Genomic DNA, 26,084 nt, shown 5'->3' on the forward strand with positions numbered 1-26,084 from the left:
TTTCGGACATCTTTTTCCGGCTTCTTCCGCGGCCGCGGCCTCTCTCCCGGACTTCGGGCACCCGGTCCGGCGAGAAACGCGATCCCGGTCCGCACAGAGCGGCGGGCGCGGCCGTCCCCGGCGGCGGCCGGGAGGGGCCGCCGGGGCCCGGTCCCGCGCGGGGGAGGGTCCCGGTTCGCGGCCCTCCCCCGCGCGGCCGCCGTTCAGGACTTCTTGGCGGTGCTCTTCGTCGTCGTCTTCTTGGCCGTGGTCTTCTTCGCGGTCGTGCGGGACGCCGTCTTCTTCGCCGGGGCCTTGGCCCGGCGGTCGGCCAGGAGTTCGGCGGCGCGCTCCACCGTGATCGACTCCACGTCGTCGCCCTTGCGCAGGGAGGCGTTGCTCTCCCCGTCGGTGACGTAGGGGCCGAAGCGGCCCTCCTTGATCACCATGGGCCTGCCGGTCTCCGGATCCGGGCCGAGTTCCCGCAGCGGCGGCGCCGCGGCGCGGCTGCGCCGCTTCTTCGGCTGCGCGAACAGCTCCCTGGCCTGCTCGATGGTGACCGTGAACAGCTGCTCCTCGGTCTCCAGGGAGCGGCTGTCGCTGCCCTTCTTCAGGTACGGTCCGAACCGTCCGTTCTGTGCCGTGACCTGCTCGCCGTCGATCTCCCCGACCACCCGCGGCAGCGACAGCAGCCGCAGCGCGTCCTCCAGGGTGACCGTGTCCAGCGACATGGACTTCAGCAGGGACGCGGTGCGCGGCTTGGGCGCGGCGGTCTTGCGGCGCCCCTTCGCCCTGGTCTCGGCCTCGGCAGGGTCGGGCTCCTCGATGATCTCGGTGACGTAGGGACCGAAACGGCCGCTCTTGGCCACGATGGTCCGCCCCGTCTCCGGGTCCTTGCCGAGTTCGCGGTCCCCGCTGGGCTGGGCGAACAGCTCCTCGGCCCGTTCCCTGGTCAGCTCGTCGGGGGCGAGGTCCTCGGGCACGTTCACCCGCTGGCCGTTGCGCTCCAGGTAGGGGCCGTAGCGGCCGACCCGCAGCACGATGTCGGTGCCGGGCAGCGGGAAGGAGCTGATCTCCTTGGGGTCGATCTCCCCGAGGTGGTCGCTGACCAGTTCCTTCAGCCCGGCCTCGCCGTCGCTGCCGAAGTAGAACCGGCGCAGCCACGGCACCCGTTCGGCCTCGCCGCGGGCGATGGCGTCGAGCATGTCCTCCATGCGCGCGGTGAAGTCGTAGTCGACCAGGTGGCCGAAGTGCCGCTCCAGCAGCTGCACCACGGCGAAGGCCAGGAACGACGGCACCAGCGCCGACCCCTTCTTGAACACGTAGCCGCGTTCGAGGATGGTGCCGATGATGGTGGCGTAGGTGGAGGGACGGCCGATCTCGCGCTCCTCCAGCTCCTTGACGAGCGACGCCTCGGTGTAGCGGGCGGGCGGGCGGGTGCTGTGCCCCTCGGCCTCGACGCTCTCGGCCCGCAGCGGGTCGCCCTCCGCCAGGGGCGGCAGCCGCCGTTCCCGGTCGTCGAGTTCGGCCTGCGGGTCGTCGGAGCCCTCCACGTAGGCCTTGAGGAAGCCGTGGAAGGTGATGATCTTTCCGGTGGCGGAGAACTCCGCGTGCTCGCCGGCGCTGGAGACGCCCTCGACGCGGACGCTCACCGACTCGCCGACGGCGTCCTTCATCTGGGAGGCGACGGTGCGCTTCCAGATGAGTTCGTAGAGGCGGAGCTCGACTCCGCTCAGCCCCGTCTCGGCGGGGGTGCGGAAGGTGTCGCCCGCCGGGCGGATCGCCTCGTGGGCCTCCTGGGCGTTCTTGACCTTGCTGGCGTAGCTGCGCGGCTTGGCGGGCAGGTAGGCGTCGCCGTACAGGCTGGCGACCTGCGCCCGGGCGGCCGCCACCGCGCTCTCCGACAGGGTGGTGCTGTCGGTGCGCATGTAGGTGATGTAGCCGTTCTCGTACAGCCGCTGCGCCACCTGCATGGTCTGCTTGGCCGACAGGCCGAGCTTGCGCGAGGACTCCTGCTGCAGGGTGGTGGTGCGGAACGGTGCGTACGGGGAGCGCCGGTAGGGTTTGCGCTCCACCGAGCGCACCGTGTAGTCGGCCCCGCTCAGGCGGGCGGCGAGCCCCCGGGCGGCCTCCTCGTCGAGGTGGCGCACCCCCTGGGAGGAACGCAGCGTGCCCTGGGCGGTGAAGTCGCGCCCCTGGGCGACACGGGCGCCGTCGAGGACGGCCAGCGTGGCCGGGAAGACGGTCGGCTCGTCCCCGTCCCGGCCGGCGGGCGCGTCGAAGACGGCCTTGAGCCCCCAGTACTCGGCCGCGGTGAACGCGATGCGCTCCCGTTCCCGCTCGACCACCAGGCGGGTCGCCACGGACTGCACCCGGCCCGCCGAGAGGCTGGGCATGACCTTCTTCCACAGCACCGGGGAGACCTCGTAGCCGTAGAGCCGGTCGAGGATGCGGCGGGTCTCCTGGGCGTCGACCAGCCGCAGGTTGAGGTCGCGGGTGTGCTGGGCGGCATGGCGGATGGCGTCCTTGGTGATCTCGTTGAACACCATGCGCTTGACCGGGATCTTGGGCTTGAGCTCCTCGCGCAGGTGCCAGGCGATCGCCTCGCCCTCGCGGTCCTCATCGGTGGCCAGGTACAGTTCGTCGGCCTGGGCCAGCAGCTCCTTGAGCTTCTTGACCTGGGCCTTCTTGTTGGCGTTGACGACGTAGAGGGGCTCGAAGTCGTGGTCGACGTTCACCCCCAGGCGCGCCCACGGCTCGTCCTTGTAGCGGGCCGGGATCTCCGCGGCCTTGGTCGGCAGGTCCCGAATGTGGCCGATGCTGGACTCCACGACGTAGCCGCGGCCGAGGTAGCCCGCGATCGTCTTGGCCTTCGCCGGCGACTCGACGATGACGAGCTTGTTTCCTCCGCCCCGTGCGGTGTCCTTCACGCCGTCTCCGGCACTGCCCTTCTTGGGTGGCACGTCTTCCCCTACGTCTCGCCTCGCGTTCACGCGTCCACTCCGCGACGCGCGGTGTCAGTTGCCCAAACTTCGACGGTAACCGACTCCGCCCGGTGCCCTCTCGCACATCCGGGCCCGCGTGGTGGGCCGCGGTCCGGGCTCTCCCCTGCTGGGGGAGGAGCGCTGTCCTCAGTCCGTGCGGGTCAACGCTCTGGCGTAACACCCGTCGGCAGTCGCAGAATAAACGCAATGCTTGAGTACGAATACCAGGAACTCCGCTTCCCGCGCGGCACCTCGCGCAGCGCGGCCCGCCAGGCCCTGACCGAACACGCCGAGTACGGCCGGTGGGAGCTGGCCCGGGTACGTGTGTACCTGGACGGCAGCCGCCGTGTCACCCTACGACGCCGGATCATCCGACAACCAAGGCTGGTGTGATTTCAGACACAAACATACCGGGACCTGTCCGCGCTCCCGCGGCGGGGCGCGGACAGGCCGCCTCCGTGGCGGTGCGGGGCCGGGTCGGCGACGCGGCGCTCCACCGTCCACCGCCGCCCGGCCGCGCCGTCACCGGAACAGGTTCGGACGGTCGCTGCGGCCGAGACCGTATCCGACGTAGATCGCCACCCCGCCCAGCAGGACCGTGGCGACCCCCGCGGTGAGCAGCGGGGCGTCGTGGGATCCGGTGCCCGTGAGCGCGTAGGCGGCGGTCTTCGGGACCTCGGGGTACACGACCGGCTCCGGGATCCGCGGCGCCCCGGAGGGCTCCTGCGGAAGAACCCCCTCGGGAGCCGCAGCGGCGACTGCCCCCTCCCCGGAGGGCACGTCCTCCCCGGACGGCTGCTCCTCCGCGGCCGCCGGCCCCGGCTCGGCGGTCCCCACCGGCTCGGCCGGGGTCTCGTCCGCGCTGTCGGCCTCCTCGGGCTGCTCGGCGACCGGGGCCTCCTCGGCGGCCCGGTCCCGGATGGGACAGTGCTCCTCGGCTCCGCACCGGTGAGGGGCCTCCCCCGGCTCGTCCGGCAGGACGGGCCGTTCCGCGCCCGCCCTGGCCGGCGGGGCTCCGGCGGAGCAGACCGCCGAGTGCTCCAGGAGCGCGATGGAGTCACCGCAGACCCTGATCGAGGTGCCGACCAGGGGCTCCCACTCGTTCCCGCCGACCACCGGCCCGTGGTCGTCGGAGACCGTGTCGGCGTGCGCCGCCGGACCGACCGCGAAGAGACCCGCGGTGACCAGGGCGGCGAAGGTCGTGTTCCGCACGGGTGCGTGCATGGGTGTTCTCCCTCTGAGCAGTAGTTGGTCTCGGCGGACGCGGCGGCGCCGGGCGTCACCCGACTGCGGGGGCACCGTCCGCTCGCGTGCCGTGCCGGGCGGGTGCGGCCGCGTACCGGCTGATCAGGTGGGGACGGCTGCGGGGGCGTCGCCGTGGCGGTCCATGCGCCGGGAGGCCGACGGAGAAGGGGGAGACACCACCGTCCCGAGGAGGAGCGGCGGCGGTCGTGGCAGGTTCTCCCGCCGTCTTCGAGGCGTCGGGGGAGGCGGCGTCGGCGGGCCTCCCGCCGGCTCCGGCGCACGGCCCTCCGGCCGCTGCCGCAGCGCCGACGGCCGGGAGACGGACGGGAGCGGGAGGACCGGCGCGGCGGACCGCGCGACCGGGCACGCCCTGTCGTCCGCGACCCGAGCACACCATGAACAACCCCTCAGAGACGACGGCTGAGCAGGACGGATCCCACCACTACCACGGAGAGCCAACTCTCCGAACGCAAAGTAACGGTAGCACCGAGTAAGAGCTTCATCTCACCGTGCAACCGGGCGTGTCCGTCCCCGACCGGGCCCGGGGCCGCGGCCGACGCGGCCCCGGGGCGTCCGCTCAGGCGAGGTCGAGGAAGCGGTCCAGGACACGCACCCCGAACCGGAGGGCGTCCACGGGGACCCGTTCGTCCACTCCGTGGAACATGCCGGCGAAGTCCAGGTTCGGGGGCAGCCGCAGCGGCACGAAGCCGAAGTTGCGGATGCCCAGTTCGGCGAAGGCCTTGGCGTCGGTGCCGCCGGACATGCAGTACGGCACCGCCTTGGCCCCCGGGTCCTCGGCCAGCAGCGACTCGGTCATGGCGGTGACGATGCCGCCGGTGAACTCGGTCTGCACGGCGGGCAGGTAGCGGATGAACTCGCGGGTGACCTTCGGCCCCAGCAGCCGGTCGATCTCGGCGAAGAACTCCTCCTCCAGCCCGGGCAGGAAGCGGCCGTCCACCTGCGCGGTGGCCTCACCGGGGATGACGTTGGCCTTGTAACCGCCCGACAGGACCGTGGGGTTGACCGAGTTGCGCAGGGTCGCGCCGACCATGCTGGCGACCGGACCGAGCCGGGCCACGGTGGCCTCCACGTCGTCCTCGCGGAACTCCAGGCCGAACGCCTCGCACACCTCCTCCAGGAAGCCCCGTACGGCGGGGGTGAGCCGGACCGGGAACCGGTGCCGGCCGAGCCGGGCGACGGCCTCGGCCAACTCGGTGACGGCGTTGTCCTCGTTGACCATCGAGCCGTGGCCCGCGGTGCCGCGTGCGGTCAGCCGCATCCATGCCAGGCCCTTCTCCGCGGTCTCGATGAGGTACAGCCGCCGGTTCTCACCGACCGTGACGCTGAATCCGCCGACCTCGCTGATCGCCTCGGTGCAGTCGGCGAACAGTTCGGGGTGCTTGTCGACCAGCCAGTGTGCGCCGTACGTCCCTCCCGCCTCCTCGTCGGCGAGGAAGGCGAGCACGATGTCGCGCGGCGGTCGCCGCCCCTCGCGGAGCCGCTGGCGCACCACCGCCAGCATCATCGCGTCCATGTCCTTCATGTCGACCGCGCCCCGGCCCCACACGCACCCGTCGGCGATCTCGCCGGAGAACGGGTGGTGGGTCCAGTCCGCCGCGTCCGCGGGGACGACGTCGAGGTGTCCCTGCACCAGCAGCGGCGGCCGGGACGGGTCGGTGCCCTCGATCCGCGCCACCAGGCTGCTGCGTCCGGGGTGCGGCTCGTAGATCGTCGTCTCCAGACCGACCTCGTCGAGTTTGGCGGCGACGTACTCGGCGGCCGCCCGTTCCCCCGGCCCCGAGTGGTCCCCGTAGTTGGACGTGTCGATCGCGATGAGCTCCCGGCACAGGTCCACCACCTCGACCTCGGCCGCGCTCATCCCGTCCTGGTCCGTCATGGGTCGCACACCGTTCCTCTCCGTGCTCGGGTCTTCCCGCCATCGTCCCGTACTCCGGGCTGGACTCCGGGCCGATTCGACCTGTTCCCGCGGTCTTTTCGAGGCCCGTTCCGCGGATTCGGCCAGCCAGACCCGGATCATCGACGTACGGGCCACGCCAGAGTTTTGCTATGGTTGTCCTTGTCCGGCGGCGAGCCGCCGAGAGCACCCCGTCCGGGTGGCGGAATAGGTAGACGCGCTAGCTTGAGGTGCTAGTGCCCGTTAAGGGCATGGGGGTTCAAGTCCCCCCTCGGACACTGAAGACACCGACTCTCCGCAGTTCGACAGGCTGCAGCAGAGCGAACCCAGGAAAGCCGCACCGTTGGTCGCACGTGCCGTGCGCACCACACGGGTGCGGCTTCTCGGTTTTTCCGGCCCCGGTGTCCGGTGTGTCGTTTCTCCGGTGTGGCGGGGCCGCCGCAGGTGTGCTGCGGCGGCCCCGTTGGTGTGTTCAGGTGGTCAGGTCACCGTCAGGAGCAGGTGGCTCCGTTGAGGGTGAACTGGGTGGGGGTGGAGACGCTGCCGGTCTTGTCGGCGACGAAGCCGAGTTCGGTGCTCTGACCGGGGTTGAGGGTGGCGTTCCAGGCGGGGGCGGTCACGGTGATCTGGGAGCCGTTCTGGGTCCAGTCGCCGTTCCAGCCGTTGGAGATGTTCACGTTGGCCAGGGTGAACTGCAGGGTCCAGTTGCTGATCGGGGAGGTCCCGGTGTTGGTGACGGTCAGGGCGCCCTGCATGCCGTTGCCCCAGTCGTTGACCACGGCGTAGTCCACGTCGCAGGGACCACCCGGCGTACCCGGCTCGCCCGGCTCCTCACCCGGACCACCCGGCTCCTCACCCGGGTCACCCGGCTCCTCGCCCGGGTCACCGGGGGAGTCCGATCCGGCGGGGAGGGTGAAGGTCCACCCCTGGGCCTTCCACTGCGGGATGACCTGGTCCACGGCCTGGACCGTCTGACTGCGGTCGCCGCCGCCGTCGTGCAGCAGGATCACCGCGCCCGGAGTGACCCGGTCGTTGAGGCGCCGGACCAGTTCGGCGGTGCCCGGCGGCTCCCAGTCGGCGATGTCCATCGCCCATCCCAGCGGCTGCATCCCCAGATCAGCTGCGACCTGCGGCGACTGTCCCCAGGAGCCGTAGGGCGCCCGGAAGTAGGGGATGGCGGCTCCCGGCACCGCCTCGCGGATCGCCGCGTTGGTCGCCACCAGGTCCGCCCGGATCTGCGCCGCCGACCAGTTGCCCAGGTCGTCGTGGCGCATCGAGTGGTTGCACAGCGTGTGCCCCTGCCGCACGATCTGCCGGACGATGTCGGGATGCTGCCGCACGTGGTCGCCCCACAGGCAGAACACCGCCTTGACCTGGTGCCTGCTCAGCACCGAGAGCAGCGCGGGCGTGTCGTCCGGATCGGGGCCGTCGTCGAAGGTCAGCGCCACCGTCTGCCCGCTCTGACCGGTCGTGGTGACGATGTCGGCGGTGACGTCGGCCTGCGCCGGGGCGGCCATGCCGAAGACGAAGCCGAGGGCGAGGGCGGACAGTGTGGCGAGGAGGCGGCTCCCTGTCCGGGAGCTTCTGGGGGTCGTGGTCACACGGCTCTCCTTTACACGGCACGAAACTTTCGGAAATTTCCGGAAGTTAAGGGGAAACTAAGGAGAATCACGCCTCCCTGTCAATATGCGCACACTTACCGTGAGGCGAACGCGTCTTCGGGCCGCGCCGGGCCCCTCCCCCGGCTCCACCCGACGGGGACGTGCGCTCGGCCGACTCGCGGGAGCCCCTTCCTCCGCACCTCCGGCGGCAGCCGTGGCACAGGTTCCGGCCCGTGACGACCGGTCCGGGCCCCTCCGGCGAAGAGCGCTCCCCGGATGTTCTTCCTGCTGGTCCCCCGTCCGGATGTTGCACGCCGGCACGGGAAGCGGCGTGTCCGCGGTCACCGTGTGGTACTCCGCCGTGGCCGACGTGAGCAGCGCGTCCACCGCCCCGTGCCCCCGGTCGGGCCGGTCACCGCGCTCGCGGCCGCCGTCGTGGTCCTGCCGCGGGGGCCGTGAATGCTGCCCCGACGCCCTTCCCCCGGCCGGCTCCGGCGGTCACCGCCGCGGTCCGCCTCCCGCTCGGTGCTCCGACGCCGGACCGGCGCGTCACCGCGGTCAGCCCCTCCGGGGGTGGTCGGAGCCGCTGTGCCGTCCCGGTCCGGCGGGGAGGGTGAAGGTCCACCCCCGGGCCTTCCACTGCGGGATGACCTGGTCCACGGCCTGGACCGTCTGACTGCGGTCGCCGAGCCCGTCGTGCAGCAGGATCACCGCCCCCGGGGTGACCCCCTCGTTGAGGCGCCGGACCAGTTCGGCGGTGCCCGGCGACTCCCAGTCGGCGATGTCCATCGTCCACCCCAGCGGCTGCATCCCCAGTTCGGCCGCCACTTCGGGGCTTCGCCCCCAGGAGCCGTAGGGCGCCCGGAAGTACGGGATGGCGGCTCCCGGCACCGCCTCGCGGATCGCCGCGTTGGTCGCCACCAGGTCCGCCCGGATCTGCGCCACTGGCCGGTCCTCCAGGTCGTCGTGGTGCATCGAGTGGTTGCACAGCGTGTGCCCCTGCCGCACGATCTGCCGGACGATGTCGGGATGCTGCCGCACCTGCTCGCCCCACAGGCAGAACACCGCCTCGACACGATGTTCACGCAGTACGGAGAGCAGCGCGGGCGTGTCGTCCGGATCGGGGCCGTCGTCGAAGGTCAGTGACACCGTCTGACCGCTCCGACCGGTCGTGGTGACGATGTCGGCGGTGGCCTCGGCCTGCGCCGGTGCCGCGGTACCGAGTACGAGTCCGGCGGCGAGCAGGATGACGAGGAGGCCGCTCCACCTCTCGGAGCGTCCACGGATGGTCGCCACGGGGCCCCTCCACAGGGGTTTTCCGGAAAATTTCCGGAACATCAAAGGGACACCGAAGAAAGCCGTTCCCCGACGTCAACGGGAACACGTATACCGTAGCGTCATTTCTTCGCCACGCTGAGTAAGGGAGCGGTGCTGTCGCGGACGACGAGTTCGGTGGCCAACTCCACCCGGGGGCTCTCGATCTCCTCGCTGTCCATGAGCCGACGCAGCGTGCGCACCGCGAGTCGGCCCATGTCGTCCAAGGGCTGGCGCACCGTCGTCAGCGGCGGCGAGGACCACCGCGCCTGCGGCAGGTCGTCGAAGCCGACCACGCTGACGTCGTCGGGCACCCGCAGGCCGCGCTGGCGCAGCGCCTCGTAGACGCCGAGGGCCATCTGGTCGCTGGCCGCGAACACCGCGGTCGGCGGCTCGGCCAGGTCGAAGAGGCGTTCGCCCGCACGGAAGCCGGACTCGTAGTCGAACTGGCCGGGGACCACCAGCTCGGGGTCGACGTCGAGCCCCGCGGTCTCCATGCCGGCCCGGTAGCCGTCGAGACGGGCGCGGCTGCACCACAGTTCGGGCCGCCCGGCGACGAAGGCGATGCGCCGGTGGCCGAGGTCGATCAGGTGGCTGGTGGCGCTGAGCCCGCCGGCCCAGTTGGTGCAGCCGATTGTGGGCACGGTCAGGTCGGAGAGGCCGACCGGATCGATGACCACGACGGGGATGTGCAGTTCGTCCAGTTCCGTACGGAGGTCGGAGTCCAGGTCGGTGGTCACCAGCACGGCGCCGTCGCTGGCTCGGGAGCGCACGTTCTGCAGCCACTGCCGGGTCGAACTCGCCTGGCGGTGGATGGCCGACACCGCGATGCCGCTGCCCATGCTGTGGGCGGCGTCCTCGACGCCGCGGATGATCTCCACCGCCCACGGGCTGTCCAGGTCGTTGAAGACGAGGTCGAACAGGCCGATCCGCTCGCCCCCGCGCCGTTCGCCGCCGGCCCGGCTGCCGCGGCGGCGGTAGCCGCGGGCGCGCAGCAGGTTCTCGATGCGTTCGCGGGTCTCGGGAGCCACGTCGCCCCGCCCGTTGAGGACACGTGAGACCGTCGGCGCGGACACGCCCGCTTCCGCCGCGATGGCGGAGATGGTCACGGATCGGCTCGGGGTCTCGGCCACGCATCCTCCTCTTTGCTCTGTCCCTACTCAGAGTATGAGCGCCGAAGGCCGCGGACGCCCCCGGAGCGGAGAGCGGGGATTGACGACCTGCCCCATTGCCCTCTAGTGTCCTTCGTCACAATATTCCGGAAGTTTTCGGAAAAATAGCGGCAACAAAGCTGGGAGTCTGATGAAACCCCTCCGCCCCTTCACCGCCGCGCTCACCGCGGCGGTCCTGTCCCTTCCGCTGATGGCGGCGCCCGCCATCGCGCGACCCTCCCCCGACCACCAGGCCGCGCCCCACTCCAACGCCAGGTTCGACCGGCTGCGCTGGGCCGCCCCCGAGGGCTTCTTCGTCGGTACCGCCGTCGCGGGCGGCGGCCACCACCTGGAGCAGGACTACCCCGACCCGTTCACCTCGGACCACAAGTACCGCAAGGTCCTGGCCCAGCAGTTCAGTTCGGTCTCCCCCGAGAACCAGATGAAGTGGGAGTACATCCACCCCGAACCGGACCGCTACGACTTCGAGATGGCCGACGCCATCGTCGACTTCGCCGAGCACAACGGCCAGGTCGTGCGCGGGCACACGCTGCTGTGGCACAGCCAGAACCCGGCCTGGCTGGAGGAGGGCGACTACTCCCCCGAGGAGCTGCGCGAGATCCTGCACGACCACATCATGACCGTCGTCGGCCGCTACGCCGGGCGGATCCAGCAGTGGGACGTGGCCAACGAGATCTTCGACGAACAGGGCAACCTGCGCACCCAGGAGAACATCTGGATCCGCGAACTCGGCCCGGAGATCATCGCCGACGCCTTCCGCTGGGCGCACGAGGCCGACCCCGAAGCGGAGCTGTTCTTCAACGACTACAACGTGGATGGCGTCAACGCCAAGAGCGACGCCTACTACGAGCTCATCCAGGACCTGCTCGACCAGGGCGTGCCGGTGCACGGGTTCTCCACCCAGGGGCACCTGAGCACCCGGTACGGCTTCCCCGGCGACCTGGAGGAGAACCTGCAGAGGTTCGACGCGCTCGGCCTGAGCACGGCCATCACCGAACTGGACGTGCGCATGGACCTGCCGGAGAGCGGCGAACCGACCGAGGAGCAGCTGGAGCAGCAGGCCGACTACTACCAGCAGGCGCTGGAGGCGTGCCTGGCCGTGGAGGGCTGCAACTCCTTCACGATCTGGGGCTTCACCGACAAGTACTCCTGGGTCCCGGTGTTCTTCGCCGGTGAGGGCGCGGCGACGATCATGACCGAGGACTTCGAACGCAAGCCCGCCTTCTTCGCCCTGCAGTCGACCCTGAAGGAGGCTCGGGGCGAGGAGCACCACGGTCCCGGCCACGGACACGGCCCCGGCCACGGACACGGCCCCGGCCACGGACACGGCCCCGGACACGGACACGGCCCCGGCCACGATCATGGTCCCGGCCACGGACACGGCCCCGGACGGCACTGATCCGTTCCGCCCCGTCGGGGCCCTTCCGGCCGCGACGGGCTCCTCGCCCGTCGTCCAAGGCCCCTTCGAGCCGGCGGTCCGGGAGTCTCCCGGGCCGCCGGCCTTTTTCCGTTCCCGCCGCCCGGGGCCGGCGGGAACGGCCCGCCTCCGGTTCCTCCGCCCCGCGCCCCACCGAGCGAACTTTGCTCTGGACGATTCGCCCAAAAAGTGTGACATTTACTACCTGAAACTGTTCTCCCTCTCTATGGGAGCGCTCCCAAAAGGAGGTTCGACCACTTCTCACCGCTGAGCGTCCCGACCCGAGGCGCACCGACACCTGTTCTCACGACGAAGAACGATTCTCCGGAAAGGTCTATGGGACTGGAATTCGGTCTCCTCGGTCCGACGCAGGTCCTCCACGACGGAAGCGATCTCTGCCTCGGCCCGCTCAAACAACGCACCCTGCTGACCGCGCTGCTCCTCCAGCCCAACCGAGTGGTCCCCCTCCACCGCCTGGCCGCCGCTCTGTGGGACGACACACCTCCCCCGTCCGCGACGGCCAACCTGCGCACCTATGTGAACCGGTTGCGCAAACGCCTCCACCTCTCCCCCGGCCCCGAACGCATCGTCGCCCGCCGCCCCGGCTACCTGATCCGCGTCCGTCCCGACGAACTCGACGCATCCGTCTTCACCGAGAAGCAGCGGCTCGGCCGCGAAGCCCTCCGCAACGGGGACCCCGCCGCGGCCGAGGCCGCGCTCACCGCGGGCCTGGCCCTGTGGCGGGGCGCCGCCGCCGAGGAGATCCCCCGCACCCCCGAACTCGCGCCCCGTCTGGAAGCGCTCGACGAACAGCGGTGCAGCGCCGTCGAGGACCTCATGCGCGCCCGGCTCATGCTCGGCTCCGACCCGGGCCTCATCGGCGACCTGCGCCGCCTGGTGGCGGACACCCCCGTGCGGGAGAGCATGTGGGGCCTGCTGATGCTCGCGCTGTACCGCGCCGGCTCCCCGGCCGCGGCCCTGGAGACCTACCAGGCGGCGCGGCGCGCGCTGCGCGAACACCTCGGCATCGAACCCGGCGCCGAACTGGTCCGGCTCCAGCAGGGCATCCTGCACCGCGACCCCCGGCTGCTGGAACAGGAACCGCCGACCGTCCGGCTCACCCCGGGCCGCACCGCGCCCCGACTGCTCCCGGCCGCCCCCGCCACGTTCGTGGGCAGGACCGCCGAACTGCACGTCCTGGAGCAGGCGCTGCGCCCCGGGGCGCACCCCGGCGCACACCCCGCCGTCGTCGCCGTGCACGGTTCCGGCGGCAGCGGCAAGTCGGCGCTGGCCCTCAAGGCCGCCGCCTCGCTCACCGAGCACTATCCGGACGGGCAGCTCTACGTCGACCTCGGCGGCGGAAGCGGCAGCAGACCCCGCTCCCCCGCCGACGCTCTGGGCCGCCTGCTCCGCGGACTCGGCCTGACCGCCGAGGAGATCTCCGCCGACCCCGAGGAGCGCGCCTACCGGTTCCGGGAACTCACCGAACGACGTCGCCTGCTGGTCGTCCTGGACAACGCCGTGGACGAGGCGCAGGTCCGTCCGCTGCTCACCCCCTGGCCGGAGTCGGCGACGCTGATCACCAGCCGCATGCGGGGAAGCGCCCTGGACGGCGTCCGACACGTCGGCCTCGGCCCGCTGCCGCCGCCCGAGGCGGTCGAACTGCTGGCCGCGCTCTGCGGCCCCGAACGGGTCCGCGCCGAACCCGAGGCCGCGGAGCAGATCGCGCGGCTGTGCGACCACCAGCCGCTGCCCCTGTGGATCGCGGGCACCCGACTGTTCACCCGCCGCGAGTGGTCCCTGTCCGCCTTCGCCAGACTGCTCGGCGACGAACACCACAGACTGGACACCCTGCGCTGCGGGGACCGCTCGGTGCGCGCCAGCATCGAGGCCGACTACCTCCCCCTGTGCGCCAGCGACAGCCCCACCGACCGGCGGGCCGCCGCGCTGTTCCGCAGACTCGGCCTGGTCCGGGCCGGGGAGTTCCACGCGGCGGTGGCGTCGACACTGCTGGCCTGCGACACCACCGCCGCGACCGCCGCGCTGGGCCGTCTGGCCGACACCCGGCTGATCGACCCGATCGGTGCCGACCGCTACCAGCTCACCGGCCTGCTCCGCGTCTACGCGGCGGAGCAGGCCGAGGCGGCCGAGAACACCGAGACGCGGCTGTGCCTGCTGCGGCGCGTGCGCTCCCTGGGAGTACGCGGCGGCCCCAATCACCCGCACATCCTGCCGGGGCCGACGGCCGACGAGCGGGAGTCGGGCCGCCGCCCCCTCGTGCCGAGGATCCGGTCCGCCTGGAGGTAGCCCCGGGAGTGGGGCGGTCCCGGGGACCAGGACGTCCGCGGGGGCGGGCCCGGCCGGGTCCCGCCCCCGTCTGCGGTGCGGCAGCCGCTCAGACGCTCCTGAAGCGGTCGGTGCACACGTTCTCGGACGGAGCCACCTCGTCCACGCTGACGACGGCCACCACGGTGAAGCAGTAGTCGAACGACGGGTTCAGTCCGGTGATCTCCACCCGGGTCGTCATCGGCTCTCCCTCGGCCACGGTCCCCGGCGCCGCGCCGACCGGGCCGCCCACCACGTGGTAGGAGGCCCGCCCCTGGGAGTTGTCGGTCCAGGCCAGGGTGACGGTGTCCTGGGTGTCGGCGACGATCCGCACGTCCGTGGGCGTCCACCGCGGATTCCGGGAGGCGTCCGGAAGCAGTGACGCGGCCGGGGGCGCCCCGTCCCCCGCAGAAGGTGCGACGGCCTGTTGCCCGGCCGTTCCCGGCCCCAACCACCAGGCCGCGACCAGCGCCACCGCGCCGACCACGGCGATCACGATGCTCGCCGCCAGCGTCGCGGTGACCAGCATGCGGCCGAACTCGACACGGCCGGCCGCCCCGGGGGAACCACGGGAGGGCTCTGTGTCGCCCGCCGTCGGGACGTCGGTTCCGGCGGACGTCCCTGCGCCGTCCGGCGCCGCTGCCGACGGTTCGCCGCCGGACGGGCCGGCGTGGTCGGCGTCGGCTCCCCGGGGCTCGGGGGGCCGGGCGGCCCGGGCCTCCCCGACCGACGCGACCGGCCGCGGTGCGATGTCGGCCGGAACCGCGCCGCCGTCGGTCGCGGGACCGCTCCGGACGCTCCCCTCCTCCTGTTCCGGTCCGGTGGGCGTCTCGGCGGTTCCGGGGGAGAGCGCCGACTGCTCCGAAACCACCGGTGCCGGGGAGTCCGGCGCGGCAACGGTCTCCTCCGCACCGGCCGGGGCGCCGTCCCGAACCGGCTCCCCGACGACCGATCCCACAGACCCGACCGGCTCGGCCTCGGCCTCCGCGGGAAGCGGGGCATCCTCCAGCGCCCCGGCCCCCTCCGCAGCAGCCTCCACCGTCCCAGGCTCCTCCGGGACGGACTCCACCGCCCCAGGCCTCGAAAGGTCCGGGACAGGCTCCACCACCTCGGGCCCGGCCCCCTCCAGGACAGACTCCACCGTCCCGGCCTCCGAAGGAACCCGGGCATCCTCCAGCGCCCCGGCCCCCTCCGCAGCAGCCTCCACCGTCCCAGGCTCCTCCGGGGCGGACTCCACCGCCCCAGGCCTCGAAAGGTCCGGGACAGGCTCCACCACCTCGGGCCCGGCCCCCTCCAGGACAGACTCCACCGTCCCGGCCTCCGAAGGAACCCGGGCATCCTCCAGCGCCCCGGCCCCCTCCGCAGCAGCCTCCACCGTCCCAGGCTCCTCCGGGGCGGACTCCACCGCCCCGGACTCCGGAAGGCCCGAAGCCGTCTCCCGCTCCTCCGGCCGTTCCGGGTCTTCCGGAATTTCCGGTGCGCGACGCCGCGGTTCGGAGGGGGTCGCCGTGTCGTCCTCCACGGTGCCGTCCCGGACCGCGGCCAGCGCCCGGGCGAACGCCCGGGCGTCGGGATAGCGGTCCCGCGGTGCCCGCGACATGGCGACCCGCAGCACCCGGTCGAGCCCGGGCGGCAGGTCCTCCCGGGGCGCGCCGGGCTCTCCCGGGCCGGTCACCCGCTCCCGGTAGGTCTCGAAGTCGACCTCCTGTCCGGGCCCGTCGGCGTGGGGACTGCGCCCCGCGAGCAGGGTCCACAGGGTCGACGCCAGGCGGTAGACGTCCGCTCGCGGGGAGACCCGGCCGCCGTCGAACGCCTCGGGCGGCAGGTGCGCCACGGTGTCCCGGTCGAGGACCAGCGGGGGGAACGCCTCCCCCGTGGCCAGCGCCGGGGCGCGGGTGGCCGCGAGTTCGGCTCCGGGACCGCGCAGCAGCAGCGTTCGGGGGCTGATGAAGTTGTGCACCATGCCCGCCTCGTGCAGGGGCTCCAGTTCCGCGGCCACCGCCAGTCCGACCGCCACGACGTGGTCCGCGTCCAGTCGGCCCTCGCGCTCCAGCAGCGCCGCGTAGGAGTCGGGCGCCTCCTCCCGGACGACCGAGTACGGCGCCTCCGTGTCCGGGGCGCCGCGCACCACGCGGATCAGCACCGCCTCCCCGGTCCGCTCCGCCCTGGCGTGGAACAGGTCCGCCCCCTCCATCGAGCGCAGCATCCCGGTGATCCGGTAGCCCGGCACTTCCGGGGTGTCCCCACCGGCCGTCATCGTGCTCCCTCCGAAGTTCTACGGTGTCCGCCAGAACAGCGGACGCGGATCGAGCCACCAACTCCACCTCCGGAGGCGGCCCTGTCCCCCGCGCAGGTCCCGCACGTAGGCGCGGACCTCCTCCGCGGCGCGCTCCGCCCCCCGGGGCGTGACGCTCCCGGGCGTCCCGAAGGCCAACGCGTTGACGGACCGGTGCAGGTAGCGCAGGCGCCGTGTCCCCTCGCCGGTCGGGTCCGCCTGCGCCGCCGCCCTGATCACCTCGGTCACCGTGGCTCCGTGGCGGGGTCGCACCCCGGCCAGCCGCAGCGCCTCCCGGATCTCCCGCCAGGCGTCCAGCACCGTGTCGGCCTCCGGACGTCCCGCGGCCAACCGCCGCCTGGAGCGGCCCGTCCGCAGCAGGACGACGAGCAGTGCCGCGGCGGCAACGCCTCCCAGGGCCACCGCCGCGGTCCGGACCGGTGCCGTTCCGGCGGCCGGGGCCGGCGCGGGGGCGGCGATCTCGTGCGGCGTCCCGTCCGGCCGTTCGGCCCCGGGCTCCGCTCCGGCGCCCGGGGTTCCGCTCGCGGACGTCTCCTCCGGGTCTCCGCCCGGCTCCCGTCCCCCGGGGGTGACGTCGAAGGGCACCCAGCCCGCGCCCTCGAAGTAGACCTCGCCCCAGGCGATGGCGTCGCCAGCGGTGACGGTGAAGTCGCCGTCGTCGTCCCGCATGCCGGGGGCGAACCCGACGACGACCCGGCTCGGCAGCCCGGCGGCTCGGGCGAGCACCGCGAACGCGCTGGCGAACTGCTCGGAGGTGCCGCCGCCGCCCTGCTGTCCCGGTTCGACCAGGAACCGGTCGAGGTCGGCCAGGCCGTGCCCGCCGGGCGCCCCCGGGTCGAAGGTGTAGCTGGTCCGCAGGTAGCGGGCCAGGCGCACCGCGTGCTCGTAGGGGGTGCCTTCGGCCGTCGCGTGCCTGACGATCACGTCGACCTGCGGCGGTGTGGGCCCGGGCAGGACGCGGTAGCGGTCGAACCGGGGGTCGGTGGGCGGCCGCAGGCCGGCCAGTTCCTCCGGTCTCCAGCGCGCCACGTCGCCGCTCACCGTGTAGCTCGCCCCCGAGGCCGCGCCGTCGACGGCGATGGCGGTGCCCGACTCCGCGTCGAAGCCCGCTCCCGCGGCGTCGAGCGACCGCGGCGCACCGATGACGGGCAGCCAGGGGCCCGGCAGCTCCTCGACCGTCACCGTGGCCTCCTGCCGGGTGGCGTTGGGGGGCTCGGGGTCGGGGGGCGGCAGCAGACGCCCCGCGACGCGGTACCGGCCCTCGGGCAGCCAGGTGGTCCCGGTGAACTCCGCCAGGGCCACCCACCGGAGCTGGTTCACCCGGTTGCTGCGCACCGTCATCAGCACGGTGTCGGGGTTGGCCGCCCACGTCGACAGGTAGCCGAGGGGGTTGGCCGCCGGTTGCACGGCGGTCTGCGGCCCGCCGCCGCGCAGTCCGACGGGCTCCGCCCGCCATCCCGCGAGGGCGACCGGCGCGACCACCGCGGCGGCGGCGCAGACCGCGACGCAGCCCAGCACCCGGACGGTCCAGCGGCGTGCGCTTCCCGGCCTCCCGGCGTCACCGCCCGTCTCCTCGACCCGTGCCCCGCCGACGACGACGGGTTTCGCGGCTCCGCTTCCGGAAGGCAGGGCGAGCAGGACCGCGGCCGAGCACGCCAGCAGGCAGGCGGGCCACACGGCCGTGGTCCCGCTCGTCGCGGTGGCACCGACCAGCAGCACCGTCCCGGGCGCCAGGGCACCGAGAGCGCGGCCGGACCGCCACGCCAGGACGCCGGCCGTACCGCCCAGCCACACCGCCAGGGCCGGGAACAGCAGGGTGTCCACCGTGAGCGGGACCGGTGGGGCTCCGTCCAGGAAGCGGCTGCCCGCCCGGGGCAGCGCGGCCAGCGTGTCGGTCAGCGGGTCGCCGTGCCCTCCCGGCGCCCACACGGCGAGCGCGACCGCTCCGGCGAACGCCGCCGGGAGACCGGCGAGCAGCGTGGCGGCCGGGGACAGCCGTCCGCTCAGGAACACGGCCAGCGCCACGCCGCCCACCGCCCACAGCGTCAGGACCGCGCCGGCGCCGAACGGCGAGGTGTAGCCGGGGGCCGCCGCGAGTCCGCCCGCCGCGGTCGCCGCCGTCACCGCGATCACGGCGGGCACCCGGGAGGCGGCCGCGGGGCCGCTCCCCGCGGTCGCGGTGCGTCGCAGGGTCAACGTGTCCACGGGGCCCCGTCCCACACCTCGCCGAACTCCGCGGCGTCGCGCGCCGCCACCAGGGTGACCCCCGCCACCTCGTCGGGGCGGGACGGTCCCACGACCGCCGCCACCAGCCTCGGGAACCGGTCGCGCAGCGCCGCGAACTCCCGCAGGTCGGACTCGTGCGGGGCGTCGCTGACGAGCACCACCGCCCCGCCGCCGGTCCCCGCCCGCAGGGTCCGCAGCGCCGCCGCGAGGTCGGCGTCCGGCGCGGGCACGGCCGCGGCCAGCAGGTCGAGCGCGGCCGGCAGCCCGGCGTGCCCGTCCACGCCGGGGCCGCTGGCCAGCACGAGGTCGCAGGGCAGCCGGGACAGGGCCGCGGTCGCCACGACGCAGGCCGCGGCCTCGGCGGTCGCGTCGAGCCGCTCCCGTCCGTCGGCGGCCCGGTCGTCGAGCAGCACGGTCAGCCGCGTGTCGGAGGTGTCGGAGTACTCGCGCACCAGCAGCCGACCGCTGCGCGCCGTGCTGCGCCAGTGCACGTGGCGGACGTCGTCGCCCGGGACGTAGTCGCGCAGGGAGCGGAAGGCGAGCCCGCCGGGGCGGCTGCCGCCGCGCACGCTGTCGGGGGTGCTGGCCTGCCCGGTCGGCAGCGTGCGCAACCGCCGCCAGCGGGGGTGCACCAGGACGCGGTCCACGGTTCCGCTGGGCCTGCCCGCGGCGGCCAGGCCCAGGACGTCGGTCCGTTCCACGTGCAGCGGACCGAGTTCCACGACGCCGCGCCGGGACGGCTCCAACCGGTAGGCCGCTTCCCACCGTCCGGCCTCCGACGGGGCGGGGGCGGCCGGGGCGAGGGTGATCCCGCCCTCCTCCCCCGCCGCGGCCACGCGCTCGCGCAGCCGGAGCGGACCGCCCCGTCCGGCGTCCGCCACGGTCAGACGCACCGTGACGGCGCGCCCCGGTGCGGTGCGCGCCAGCGGGACCCTGCGGCGCACCCCGGCCCGGGTGGGGCGGCCGGCCAGGACGGACAGGGACGCCCCCGCCACGGCGAGCAGCGCGAGCGCGCCCAGCAGGAGGACCCCCCGGTAGCCGAGGAGCGCTCCGGCGACGCAGAGCACCAGTCCGCCGCCCGCGACCAGGAGGCCCCGCGCGGTCGGCATCACGGCCTCCCCTCGGCGGGGGTCCGCTCGGGCACGGTGCGCATCAGCGGCTCACCGCCTGCTCGGGCTGCGGCGCCGCGATGCTGGCGAGGACCTCGCCGAGCACGTCGGTCTCCGTCTGTCCGCTCACCAGGGCCTCGGGGGTGAGCACCAGGCGGTGCGCCCAGACCGGGACGGCGAGGCGCTGCACGTCCTCGGGGATGACGTAGGTCCGTCCGCGGATGAGCGCGTACGTGCGTGCCGCGCCGACGAGCGCCGCGGTCGCCCGGGGGGACAGGCCCAGCCGCAGCCGGGGGTGGCTGCGGGTGGCCTCCGCGATGTCGCGGACGTAGCCGTAGACCGTGTCGGCCGTGTGGACCCGGGCGGCGGCCTCCCGGACACGGACGATCGTCTCCATGTCGGCGGTGCCCTTCAGGCTGCGGGGCTCCGCCAGGCCGTCGCCCCGCATGATCGCGAACTCGGCCTCCCTGCCGGGGTAGCCGAGGGACAGCCGCATCAGGAACCGGTCGAGCTGCGCCTCCGGCAGCCGGTACGTCCCGTCCAGCTCCACCGGGTTCTGGGTGGCGACGACGATGAAGGGGTCGGGGACCGCGTAGCGCACGCCGTCGACGGTGACGCGCCCCTCCTCCATCACCTCCAGGAGGGCCGCCTGCGTCTTGGGGGAGGCGCGGTTGATCTCGTCGGCGACCACGACGTTGGCGAAGAGCGGGCCGGCGTGGAACTCGAACTCCCGGGTCTCCTGGTTGAAGACGTTCACCCCGGTGAGGTCCGAGGGCAGCAGGTCGGGGGTGAACTGCACGCGGCGGTGGCCGCCGCCGACGCTCGCGGCCAGGGAACGCGCCAGGCGCGTCTTGCCCACCCCGGGCACGTCCTCCAGCAGGATGTGCCCCCGGCACAGCAGCGCCACCAGCGCCAGACGCGCCGTCTCGGCCGCGCCGGCGACGGCCGAGCCGATGGCGGCGGCGATGCCGTCGACGGTGGCGGCGTGGTCGTTGGCTTCCGTGGCGGAGAGGGCGGCGTGCGCCCTTCCGGTGTCGTCGTTGCTACTCGTGGTCGTCACTGGTCATCCCGTGGGTCGGTGTCCGGCCCCGTCCGGGGAGCGGAGGCGGCGGCCGGTGCATTCGGTGGTGCTGGGTTCGCTGGGGCGACTGGCGGTCCCGGCCGCGTCCACCGCTCGCACGGTGAAGGAGTGGCAGCCCAGGCCCGGCGTCCCGTAGATGATGCTCTGGTACTGCCTCCCGTTGACCTCCACGGACTCTCCCGCGGCGATCTCGCGGGGGTCGAGCGAGTCGTCCGCCGGGACGACCTCGTAGCCCGCGGCGCCGTCCACGGGCGTCCAGTACACGTAGGCGTCTCCGGTGTCGCTGAACGCGAACCACACGTTCTCCGGGGGGTCCAGCAGGGGCAGGGTCACGGCCGGGGCCGGGACCGCCGTGCTCTGCGCGCCGCCCCCGCTGCGCGCGGCGACCGTGAACGTGTAGGTTCCGCCCGGTTCCAGTCCGGCCAGTTCGATCTCGGTGTCGGTGGTGCTTCGGACGGCGGCCACGTGTCCGTGGGCGCTCTCCCCGGACACGACGTAGTCGTGCGCTCCGGGGACGGCGGTCCAGGTCAGCACGGCCGTGGTGGTGCCGGTGGCCTCGACCGCCACGTCGGTGGGGGGCGGGGGCGGCTGCTCGCCGGACACGACCGGCTCCGAGGCCGCCGCGTTGCCGTGGCCGTGGACGTTGACCGCCCGGACCTGGAAGCGGTACGGGACTCCGTCGCGCAGGCCGTCGACGACCACGCTGTGCTGTGTGCCGTCCACGGTCGTGCTCCCGCCGTCCCAGCTCACGATGTAGCCGGTGACGGGGGCGGCCGGGGAGTGGGCGGGCTGCCAGGTGACGGTCACCCCGTCGGCCCCGGCCGACGCGGTGACGGGGACGGGCGCCCCCGGGAGCGGGGTGACCTCCCCTCCGGCGGGGGTCCCTCCGGTGGGGGCCCGCACCGGGTCCACGGTGCCCGTCGTCGGCGCTGCGGGGTCGGCGCCGGGCCACGGTGGCGACGCGGGCCCGGTGGGTTCGGGCAGGACCGGTTCGATCCCGTCCTCCGGTTCGGTTCCGGGGTCCAGGTCCGGCGGCGCGGGAGGCCGCGTGGGCTCCTCGGCGCCCTGCTCCTCGTCCTGCGGGCGGGGGCTCTCCTCCTGCCCGGGGTCCGGCGCCTCCTGTCCCGGCGGCGTCTCCTGTCCGGTTCCGTGGGGGGCCTCTCCGGTTCCGGAGCCGGTCCCGTCGGAGCCGTCCGCCGCCCCGCCGCCCGGTCCGGGGGGATCGTCGTACTTCTCGACCTCGGTGCCCTCCCCGGACGGGCCGACGACCAGCGCGGCACCGGAGTCGGGGTCGTTGACGAACAGGTGTCCCTCGCGCACCTCCAGGTCGAGGGGGCCTTCGGCGCCGGGCACCTCCAGCGGTTCGGCCTCGCCGCCGGCGGCGTCGAACACCCGGACGACGCCGTTCTCGCCGGGCAGGTAGACGCGGCCCTCGTAGGGGACCGCAGCGGCGGGGCCGACGTCCCCCGCGTCGATCACCGTGATCTCGGCCCCGTCGTGCGGACCGGCCAGGGTGAGCAGGGCGTCGGCGTCCGGCACGGTGACCGCGACCAGGGGGCCGGAGGTGCTCGGCGGTACGACCGCGTCCGCCAGGGCGACGGGGGACTCGATCTCGGCGGTGACGCCGTCGCGCACCTCGACGATGGTGTTGTCGGAGCGGTTCACCACGAGGGGGCCCTGCTCCCGCACGGTGAGCGCGATGTCGTCCGCGGGATCGGCGACTCCGACCGCCCCGTCGGCCTTCGCGGTCCCCTCGGCGAACCGCACCGCGGCCACCGTCCCCTGGCTGGGGACGCCGAGCCACAGCACGCCGTCGGCGTCGAACGCCCCGCCCTCCAGCGGGGCGGGAAGCTTCAGCACCTCGCCCGTCGCGGTGAGGGTGGTCGGGTCGATGGCGCGCACCTCTCCGGCGCTCCGGTCGACCACGACCCCGTGCTCCCCGTGGAGGAAGACACTGTGCTTCCGGTCCGTCCCCAGGTCGAGCCGCCCGGAGAACGCCATCTCCCCCAGATCGAGGGCGGTCATGCGGCCGGTGTCGAGGTCGTGCAGGATCAGGTGGTCGTCGGTCTGGATGACCTCGACGCGGTTGCCGGCGGACTCGGGCACATCGGTGACCAGGTCGATCCGCCCGTCGTGTGCGTCGGTCCGCGCCAGCTGGCCGACCGGGCTGCTCCACAGCCACACGTCGCCGTCGTAGAGCTCCACCGCGCGGACGATCGCTCCCGCGCCGAACAGTGTGCAGGCCAGCGCGATCGTGAGGGCGAGAAAGGTGCCGGTGGCGGCGGTCCGGCGCACCACTGCCCACGCCGCGGCGATGCGCTGTCGCACAGTACCTCCCCAGCTTGGGTCGCAGGACCGCGACGGCGGTCGGCCGTGTCGGAGGAGGCGACCGACCGGATATTCGGATTGATGATACGGAGAAAACCCATTCGGTGCATTCGGTGATCCGCGGCGGAGAACGGTTCCCCCATTCCGGTTCCCGCTGCGCCGGTGTCCGCTTCGGGACGGGCGTTCGCCGGGAGCGGGCCTTCCCCTCCCCGGCCGCGGGCCGCACTTTCCGGGAAACCGTCTCCGAGCGCGGGGACAGGGGACCGGATTGCGGCGCGACCGCAGCTCAGAATGGTGTTTCCCCGCTGTTCGGCACCGGTCTTCCCGTGCTCGGCGAAGCGGCCGGACCGGGGCGGCCGTCACCGGCCCCGCACGGTTGCCCGCTCCGCTCGGTGTCCCGGGACGCACCCGCCTCTCCCGTTGTCACGGCGGCTTCCGGCCGGGGCGGGGAGGGGGTTTCGGTCCGCCTTGACCTCCGCTCCGACACCCGCCCGGAATTCCTCTTCCGGACGACGGGACGCGCCCGGAAATCCGGTGGGGCGGGACCGGAAAGGCCGGGGCTTCCGTCCGGACGTGCGGCACGGGCTTCCACTCCCCGAGACCTGTCGGATTCTTCTTCGGCTCCATCGGCTCCCGGGCGCCGGAGGCCGCCACACCGGCCCCGGGACATGAAAACTGAAAGAGAAATCTCGGAAAACCCGTCTCTGCCGCGGCGGAAACCCTGCTCGGGGGCCGGCCCCGTTTCCGGCAGGACATCCGGGCGGCCTTTCCTCCGGTCCGGGTCCACCGCCCGGGAGCCGGTCCGCTCCACGCCCGCCCCGCACCTCCCGGCCCTCTCCCCGTGCTCCCCGCTCCGCCCGCGCCCCGCGGTCTCCGCTTCCCGGGCAGCGCCCCGGAAGCGGAGACCGCGGCAGGGGCCACCGGCCGGCGCGGGCACCGGACCGCGCCGGCCGACCTGCGCCGGCCCTACCACTCGTCCTCGAACCAGCCCTCGGGCGCGGGGTCGGCCGGGAGGGGGCGGGGATCCTGGTGGCGGCGCGAGGTGCACTCGCGGAACGGTCCGGTGTCGCCCATGATGTAGGACATCTGGTAGTCGAGGTGGTCGCGGTACCACACCGCCATCCCGGTGCCCGGCTCCCAGCGCAGCACCTCCCAGGCGTGCCACAGGGCGTGGAAGCGGGAGACCGCCTCGGGGTGCCGCCACCACTCCTTGCACCAGCGGAACTGGCCGCCCTCGGGACGGGAGTACATGGGCAGGAACCGGTAGGTGACGAACTCCTCGACGTTGCGGAAGACCGGTTTGGCGTCCGGTCCGCCGACCTGCTGGAGCTCCTCCTCCTGCGGGTCGTACAGGTCCTCCTCGGCGGCGGGCGCGGTGTCGCCGTTCCGGCTCTGGGGGGTGGCCGTCATCGCTGCTGTCGTCCTTTCCTTGCTCCGTGGTCTCACAGGGTGGCGTGCCGCTCGGTGCTCTGCTCCCGCCGGCGCTCGTCGGGCGTGCGGCCCGCCGGGTACCTGCTCAGGCTGGCCAGGGCGCGTTCGTCGATCCGCAGGCCGGGGCCTGCCGCGTAGTCGGCCGCCGCGACGAACGACGGCCGCAGCTCCGTCTCCGACCGGACGGCCTCGGTGAGCGCGAGCCCTCCTGCGGTGCGCCGCCCCCGGTCGGTGTCGGCCACGGGGGCGGCGTCCGGCGCGGACTCGGCCTCCTGCCGCGCGGCGACGAGCCGGGTGCCGGGGTCGAAGGGGTGGCCGTCGGAGTTCCGGGACACCTCGACGAAGGCGCGGAGCGGTTCCCGCGTGTCCCGGAGCCGCTCCAGGAACTCGGTCCCGACCTCCCGGTTGGCTTCGAGCAGCCGCTCCCCGAACGCCGCGAGCGACCGCAGCGCCGGCGGCGCGAGCGAGGTGGGGTCCGTGCCCGCCAGGCCACCGTGCACGGCCCACGCGTCCAGCAGGTCGCGGATCTCCCGCTGCTCCAGTTCCCGCAGCCCGTTGGGGCTGGTGGTGATGCGGGCCCACTGCTCGGCGAGGCTGAGCGGCTCCCCGTCGGCGGAGTGCGCCGCGCTGTCGGCGTACAGTGCGGCGTTCTCGGCCGCGCTGATCCGGTCGAGCGCCGCCGAGTTCAGGTTGTTCCACCCGGTCGCCGCCGCCTCCCGCAGCAGCCAGCGCGTCGACGCCTCGTACAGCTGCGGCTCCCAGCGGGCGACGAGCGCCTCGAAGCGCTGCCGCATCCCGAACGCCTCGGTGTCCAGCGACGCGATGGAGCTCAGCCACGCGGCGTTGAGGTGGTGGACCACCTCCTCGGTCGGCGCGGTCGCGGGGTCCCACTCCGCGAACCGCCGCCACGCCCCCTGCGGGAGTCCGGACGGGTCCGCGCCGTCCGGCCCCCCGATCGCGGGGTTGGCGGCCGCGTAGCGCCAGGCGTCCTCGAAGGAGCCCTCGAAGCCGAGCCCGCCGTTCCACTCCTCGGAGACGTGGTCGATCACCTCGTCCTGGCGTCTGATGTGCCGCAGCGCCGTCGCCACGTGCTGGACGTCCATCGCGGCCAGCACCCGGTCGACCACCCGGTCCCCGTCCGGTCCGGCCAGGTGCTCCCTGATCCGCGGCGGGATGTCGGGATTGCGCTGGACCGCGGCCCGGATCGCTCCGGTGAGCCGGCGGTCGCCGACTCCGGTCCGGGCCGCCCGGGCGATCTCGACGTTCACCGGGTTGGTGTTCCTCGGGTTGGCCACGTGCACGATCTGGCCGCCCTCGGTGCCGTTGCGCGCGGCCCGGTTCCGCAGCGCCCGCGCCAGCAGGGTGCCCGCCGCGAGCACGGCGATCCCGTCCCTGCCGGTCCCCCGCCGCCTCGCCCGGCGGCCGGAGCGGAGCCCGCCGCGCAGGAATGCCGTCAGCACCTCCAGCACGGCTTCGCCGACCACGCCCGCGACCTGCGGCGCCTGTTCGGCGACGGGGGTGTCGGGGTCCGTGCGCCGCCCCGCCGGGTCCGCGAACGCCGTCCCGAGGCCGTCCCGGTCGACGGCGCCCGGGCGGCCGTCCGGTCGTCGTCCGTCGCTCATCTGCCCACCTGCTCTCTCCTACCGCGTCGCCGCCCCGGA

Annotated in this window: 16 protein-coding genes and 1 tRNA gene; 4 read left to right on the forward strand and 13 right to left on the reverse strand. The window is 73.8% G+C overall.

Annotated elements, in window-relative coordinates:
* Nucleotides 1-203: 203 nt before the first annotated feature.
* Complete coding sequence (gene topA / locus FOF52_RS14515) at nucleotides 204-2,942, reverse strand: type I DNA topoisomerase (RefSeq protein WP_248590492.1); 2,739 nt, start codon at nucleotides 2,940-2,942, stop codon at nucleotides 204-206.
* 228 nt (nucleotides 2,943-3,170) lie between these two features.
* Between topA and FOF52_RS14520 the strand changes: the two genes are divergently transcribed.
* Nucleotides 3,171-3,356, forward strand: coding sequence for a DUF5703 family protein (locus FOF52_RS14520; RefSeq protein WP_248590493.1), 186 nt, complete (start codon nucleotides 3,171-3,173; stop codon nucleotides 3,354-3,356).
* A 129-nt stretch (nucleotides 3,357-3,485) separates the two neighbouring features.
* On the opposite strand, the gene FOF52_RS14525 is transcribed toward FOF52_RS14520, so the two are convergent.
* Nucleotides 3,486-4,187, reverse strand: coding sequence for a hypothetical protein (locus tag FOF52_RS14525; protein WP_248590494.1), 702 nt, complete (start codon nucleotides 4,185-4,187; stop codon nucleotides 3,486-3,488).
* A 598-nt stretch (nucleotides 4,188-4,785) separates the two neighbouring features.
* The gene (locus FOF52_RS14530; RefSeq protein WP_248590495.1) at nucleotides 4,786-6,105 is read right to left on the reverse strand and encodes a M20/M25/M40 family metallo-hydrolase; all 1,320 of its coding nucleotides are present in this window, start codon (nucleotides 6,103-6,105) and stop codon (nucleotides 4,786-4,788) included.
* A 211-nt stretch (nucleotides 6,106-6,316) separates the two neighbouring features.
* On the opposite strand from FOF52_RS14530, the gene FOF52_RS14535 reads away from it, so the two are divergent.
* Nucleotides 6,317-6,401 (forward strand) — tRNA-Leu (locus FOF52_RS14535).
* 213 nt (nucleotides 6,402-6,614) lie between these two features.
* On the opposite strand, the gene FOF52_RS14540 is transcribed toward FOF52_RS14535, so the two are convergent.
* The 3 genes from FOF52_RS14540 to FOF52_RS14550 all read right to left on the reverse strand — a co-directional run bounded on the left by FOF52_RS14540 (nucleotide 6,615) and on the right by FOF52_RS14550 (nucleotide 10,171).
* Complete coding sequence (locus FOF52_RS14540; protein WP_248590496.1) at nucleotides 6,615-7,724, reverse strand: polysaccharide deacetylase family protein; 1,110 nt, start codon at nucleotides 7,722-7,724, stop codon at nucleotides 6,615-6,617.
* A gap of 558 nt (nucleotides 7,725-8,282) precedes the next feature.
* Nucleotides 8,283-9,020, reverse strand: a complete 738-nt coding sequence (locus FOF52_RS14545; RefSeq protein ID WP_248590497.1) for a polysaccharide deacetylase family protein — start codon at nucleotides 9,018-9,020, stop codon at nucleotides 8,283-8,285.
* Nucleotides 9,021-9,121: 101 nt separating this feature from the next.
* Nucleotides 9,122-10,171 carry a LacI family DNA-binding transcriptional regulator gene (locus tag FOF52_RS14550; RefSeq protein ID WP_248590498.1) on the reverse strand — a complete coding sequence of 350 codons (1,050 nt, stop codon included), beginning with the start codon at nucleotides 10,169-10,171 and terminating at the stop codon, nucleotides 9,122-9,124.
* 169 nt (nucleotides 10,172-10,340) lie between these two features.
* On the opposite strand from FOF52_RS14550, the gene FOF52_RS14555 reads away from it, so the two are divergent.
* Both FOF52_RS14555 and FOF52_RS14560 read left to right on the forward strand, forming a co-directional pair.
* Nucleotides 10,341-11,609 carry an endo-1,4-beta-xylanase gene (locus tag FOF52_RS14555; protein WP_248590499.1) on the forward strand — a complete coding sequence of 423 codons (1,269 nt, stop codon included), beginning with the start codon at nucleotides 10,341-10,343 and terminating at the stop codon, nucleotides 11,607-11,609.
* A gap of 354 nt (nucleotides 11,610-11,963) precedes the next feature.
* Entirely contained in the window at nucleotides 11,964-13,934 is a 1,971-nt protein-coding gene (locus tag FOF52_RS14560) for an AfsR/SARP family transcriptional regulator (RefSeq protein WP_248590500.1), read from the forward strand.
* Between the two features lie 88 nt (nucleotides 13,935-14,022).
* Here FOF52_RS14560 and FOF52_RS21940 read toward each other — a convergent pair whose 3' ends face one another.
* The 7 genes from FOF52_RS21940 to FOF52_RS14595 all read right to left on the reverse strand — a co-directional run bounded on the left by FOF52_RS21940 (nucleotide 14,023) and on the right by FOF52_RS14595 (nucleotide 26,045).
* Nucleotides 14,023-16,209 carry a hypothetical protein gene (locus FOF52_RS21940; RefSeq protein WP_282573502.1) on the reverse strand — a complete coding sequence of 729 codons (2,187 nt, stop codon included), beginning with the start codon at nucleotides 16,207-16,209 and terminating at the stop codon, nucleotides 14,023-14,025.
* 18 nt (nucleotides 16,210-16,227) lie between these two features.
* Nucleotides 16,228-18,453, reverse strand: a complete 2,226-nt coding sequence (locus FOF52_RS14570; protein WP_248590501.1) for a transglutaminase TgpA family protein — start codon at nucleotides 18,451-18,453, stop codon at nucleotides 16,228-16,230.
* Nucleotides 18,441-19,583, reverse strand: a complete 1,143-nt coding sequence (locus FOF52_RS14575) for a DUF58 domain-containing protein (protein WP_248590502.1) — start codon at nucleotides 19,581-19,583, stop codon at nucleotides 18,441-18,443. Before FOF52_RS14575 ends, FOF52_RS14570 begins: the two co-directional genes overlap by 13 nt.
* A 43-nt stretch (nucleotides 19,584-19,626) precedes the next feature.
* Nucleotides 19,627-20,643: an AAA family ATPase gene (locus FOF52_RS14580; protein ID WP_248590503.1), complete on the reverse strand. Its 1,017-nt coding sequence runs from the start codon at nucleotides 20,641-20,643 to the stop codon at nucleotides 19,627-19,629.
* A gap of 3 nt (nucleotides 20,644-20,646) precedes the next feature.
* Nucleotides 20,647-22,992, reverse strand: a complete 2,346-nt coding sequence (locus tag FOF52_RS14585; protein ID WP_248590504.1) for a fibronectin type III domain-containing protein — start codon at nucleotides 22,990-22,992, stop codon at nucleotides 20,647-20,649.
* Nucleotides 22,993-23,958: 966 nt separating this feature from the next.
* Complete coding sequence (locus FOF52_RS14590) at nucleotides 23,959-24,402, reverse strand: DUF4913 domain-containing protein (RefSeq protein ID WP_248590505.1); 444 nt, start codon at nucleotides 24,400-24,402, stop codon at nucleotides 23,959-23,961.
* A gap of 32 nt (nucleotides 24,403-24,434) precedes the next feature.
* Complete coding sequence (locus FOF52_RS14595; protein ID WP_248590506.1) at nucleotides 24,435-26,045, reverse strand: hypothetical protein; 1,611 nt, start codon at nucleotides 26,043-26,045, stop codon at nucleotides 24,435-24,437.
* Nucleotides 26,046-26,084: the final 39 nt, after the last annotated feature.

This window comes from Thermobifida alba (assembly GCF_023208015.1).
Taxonomy (GTDB): Bacteria; Actinomycetota; Actinomycetes; order Streptosporangiales; family Streptosporangiaceae; genus Thermobifida; species Thermobifida alba.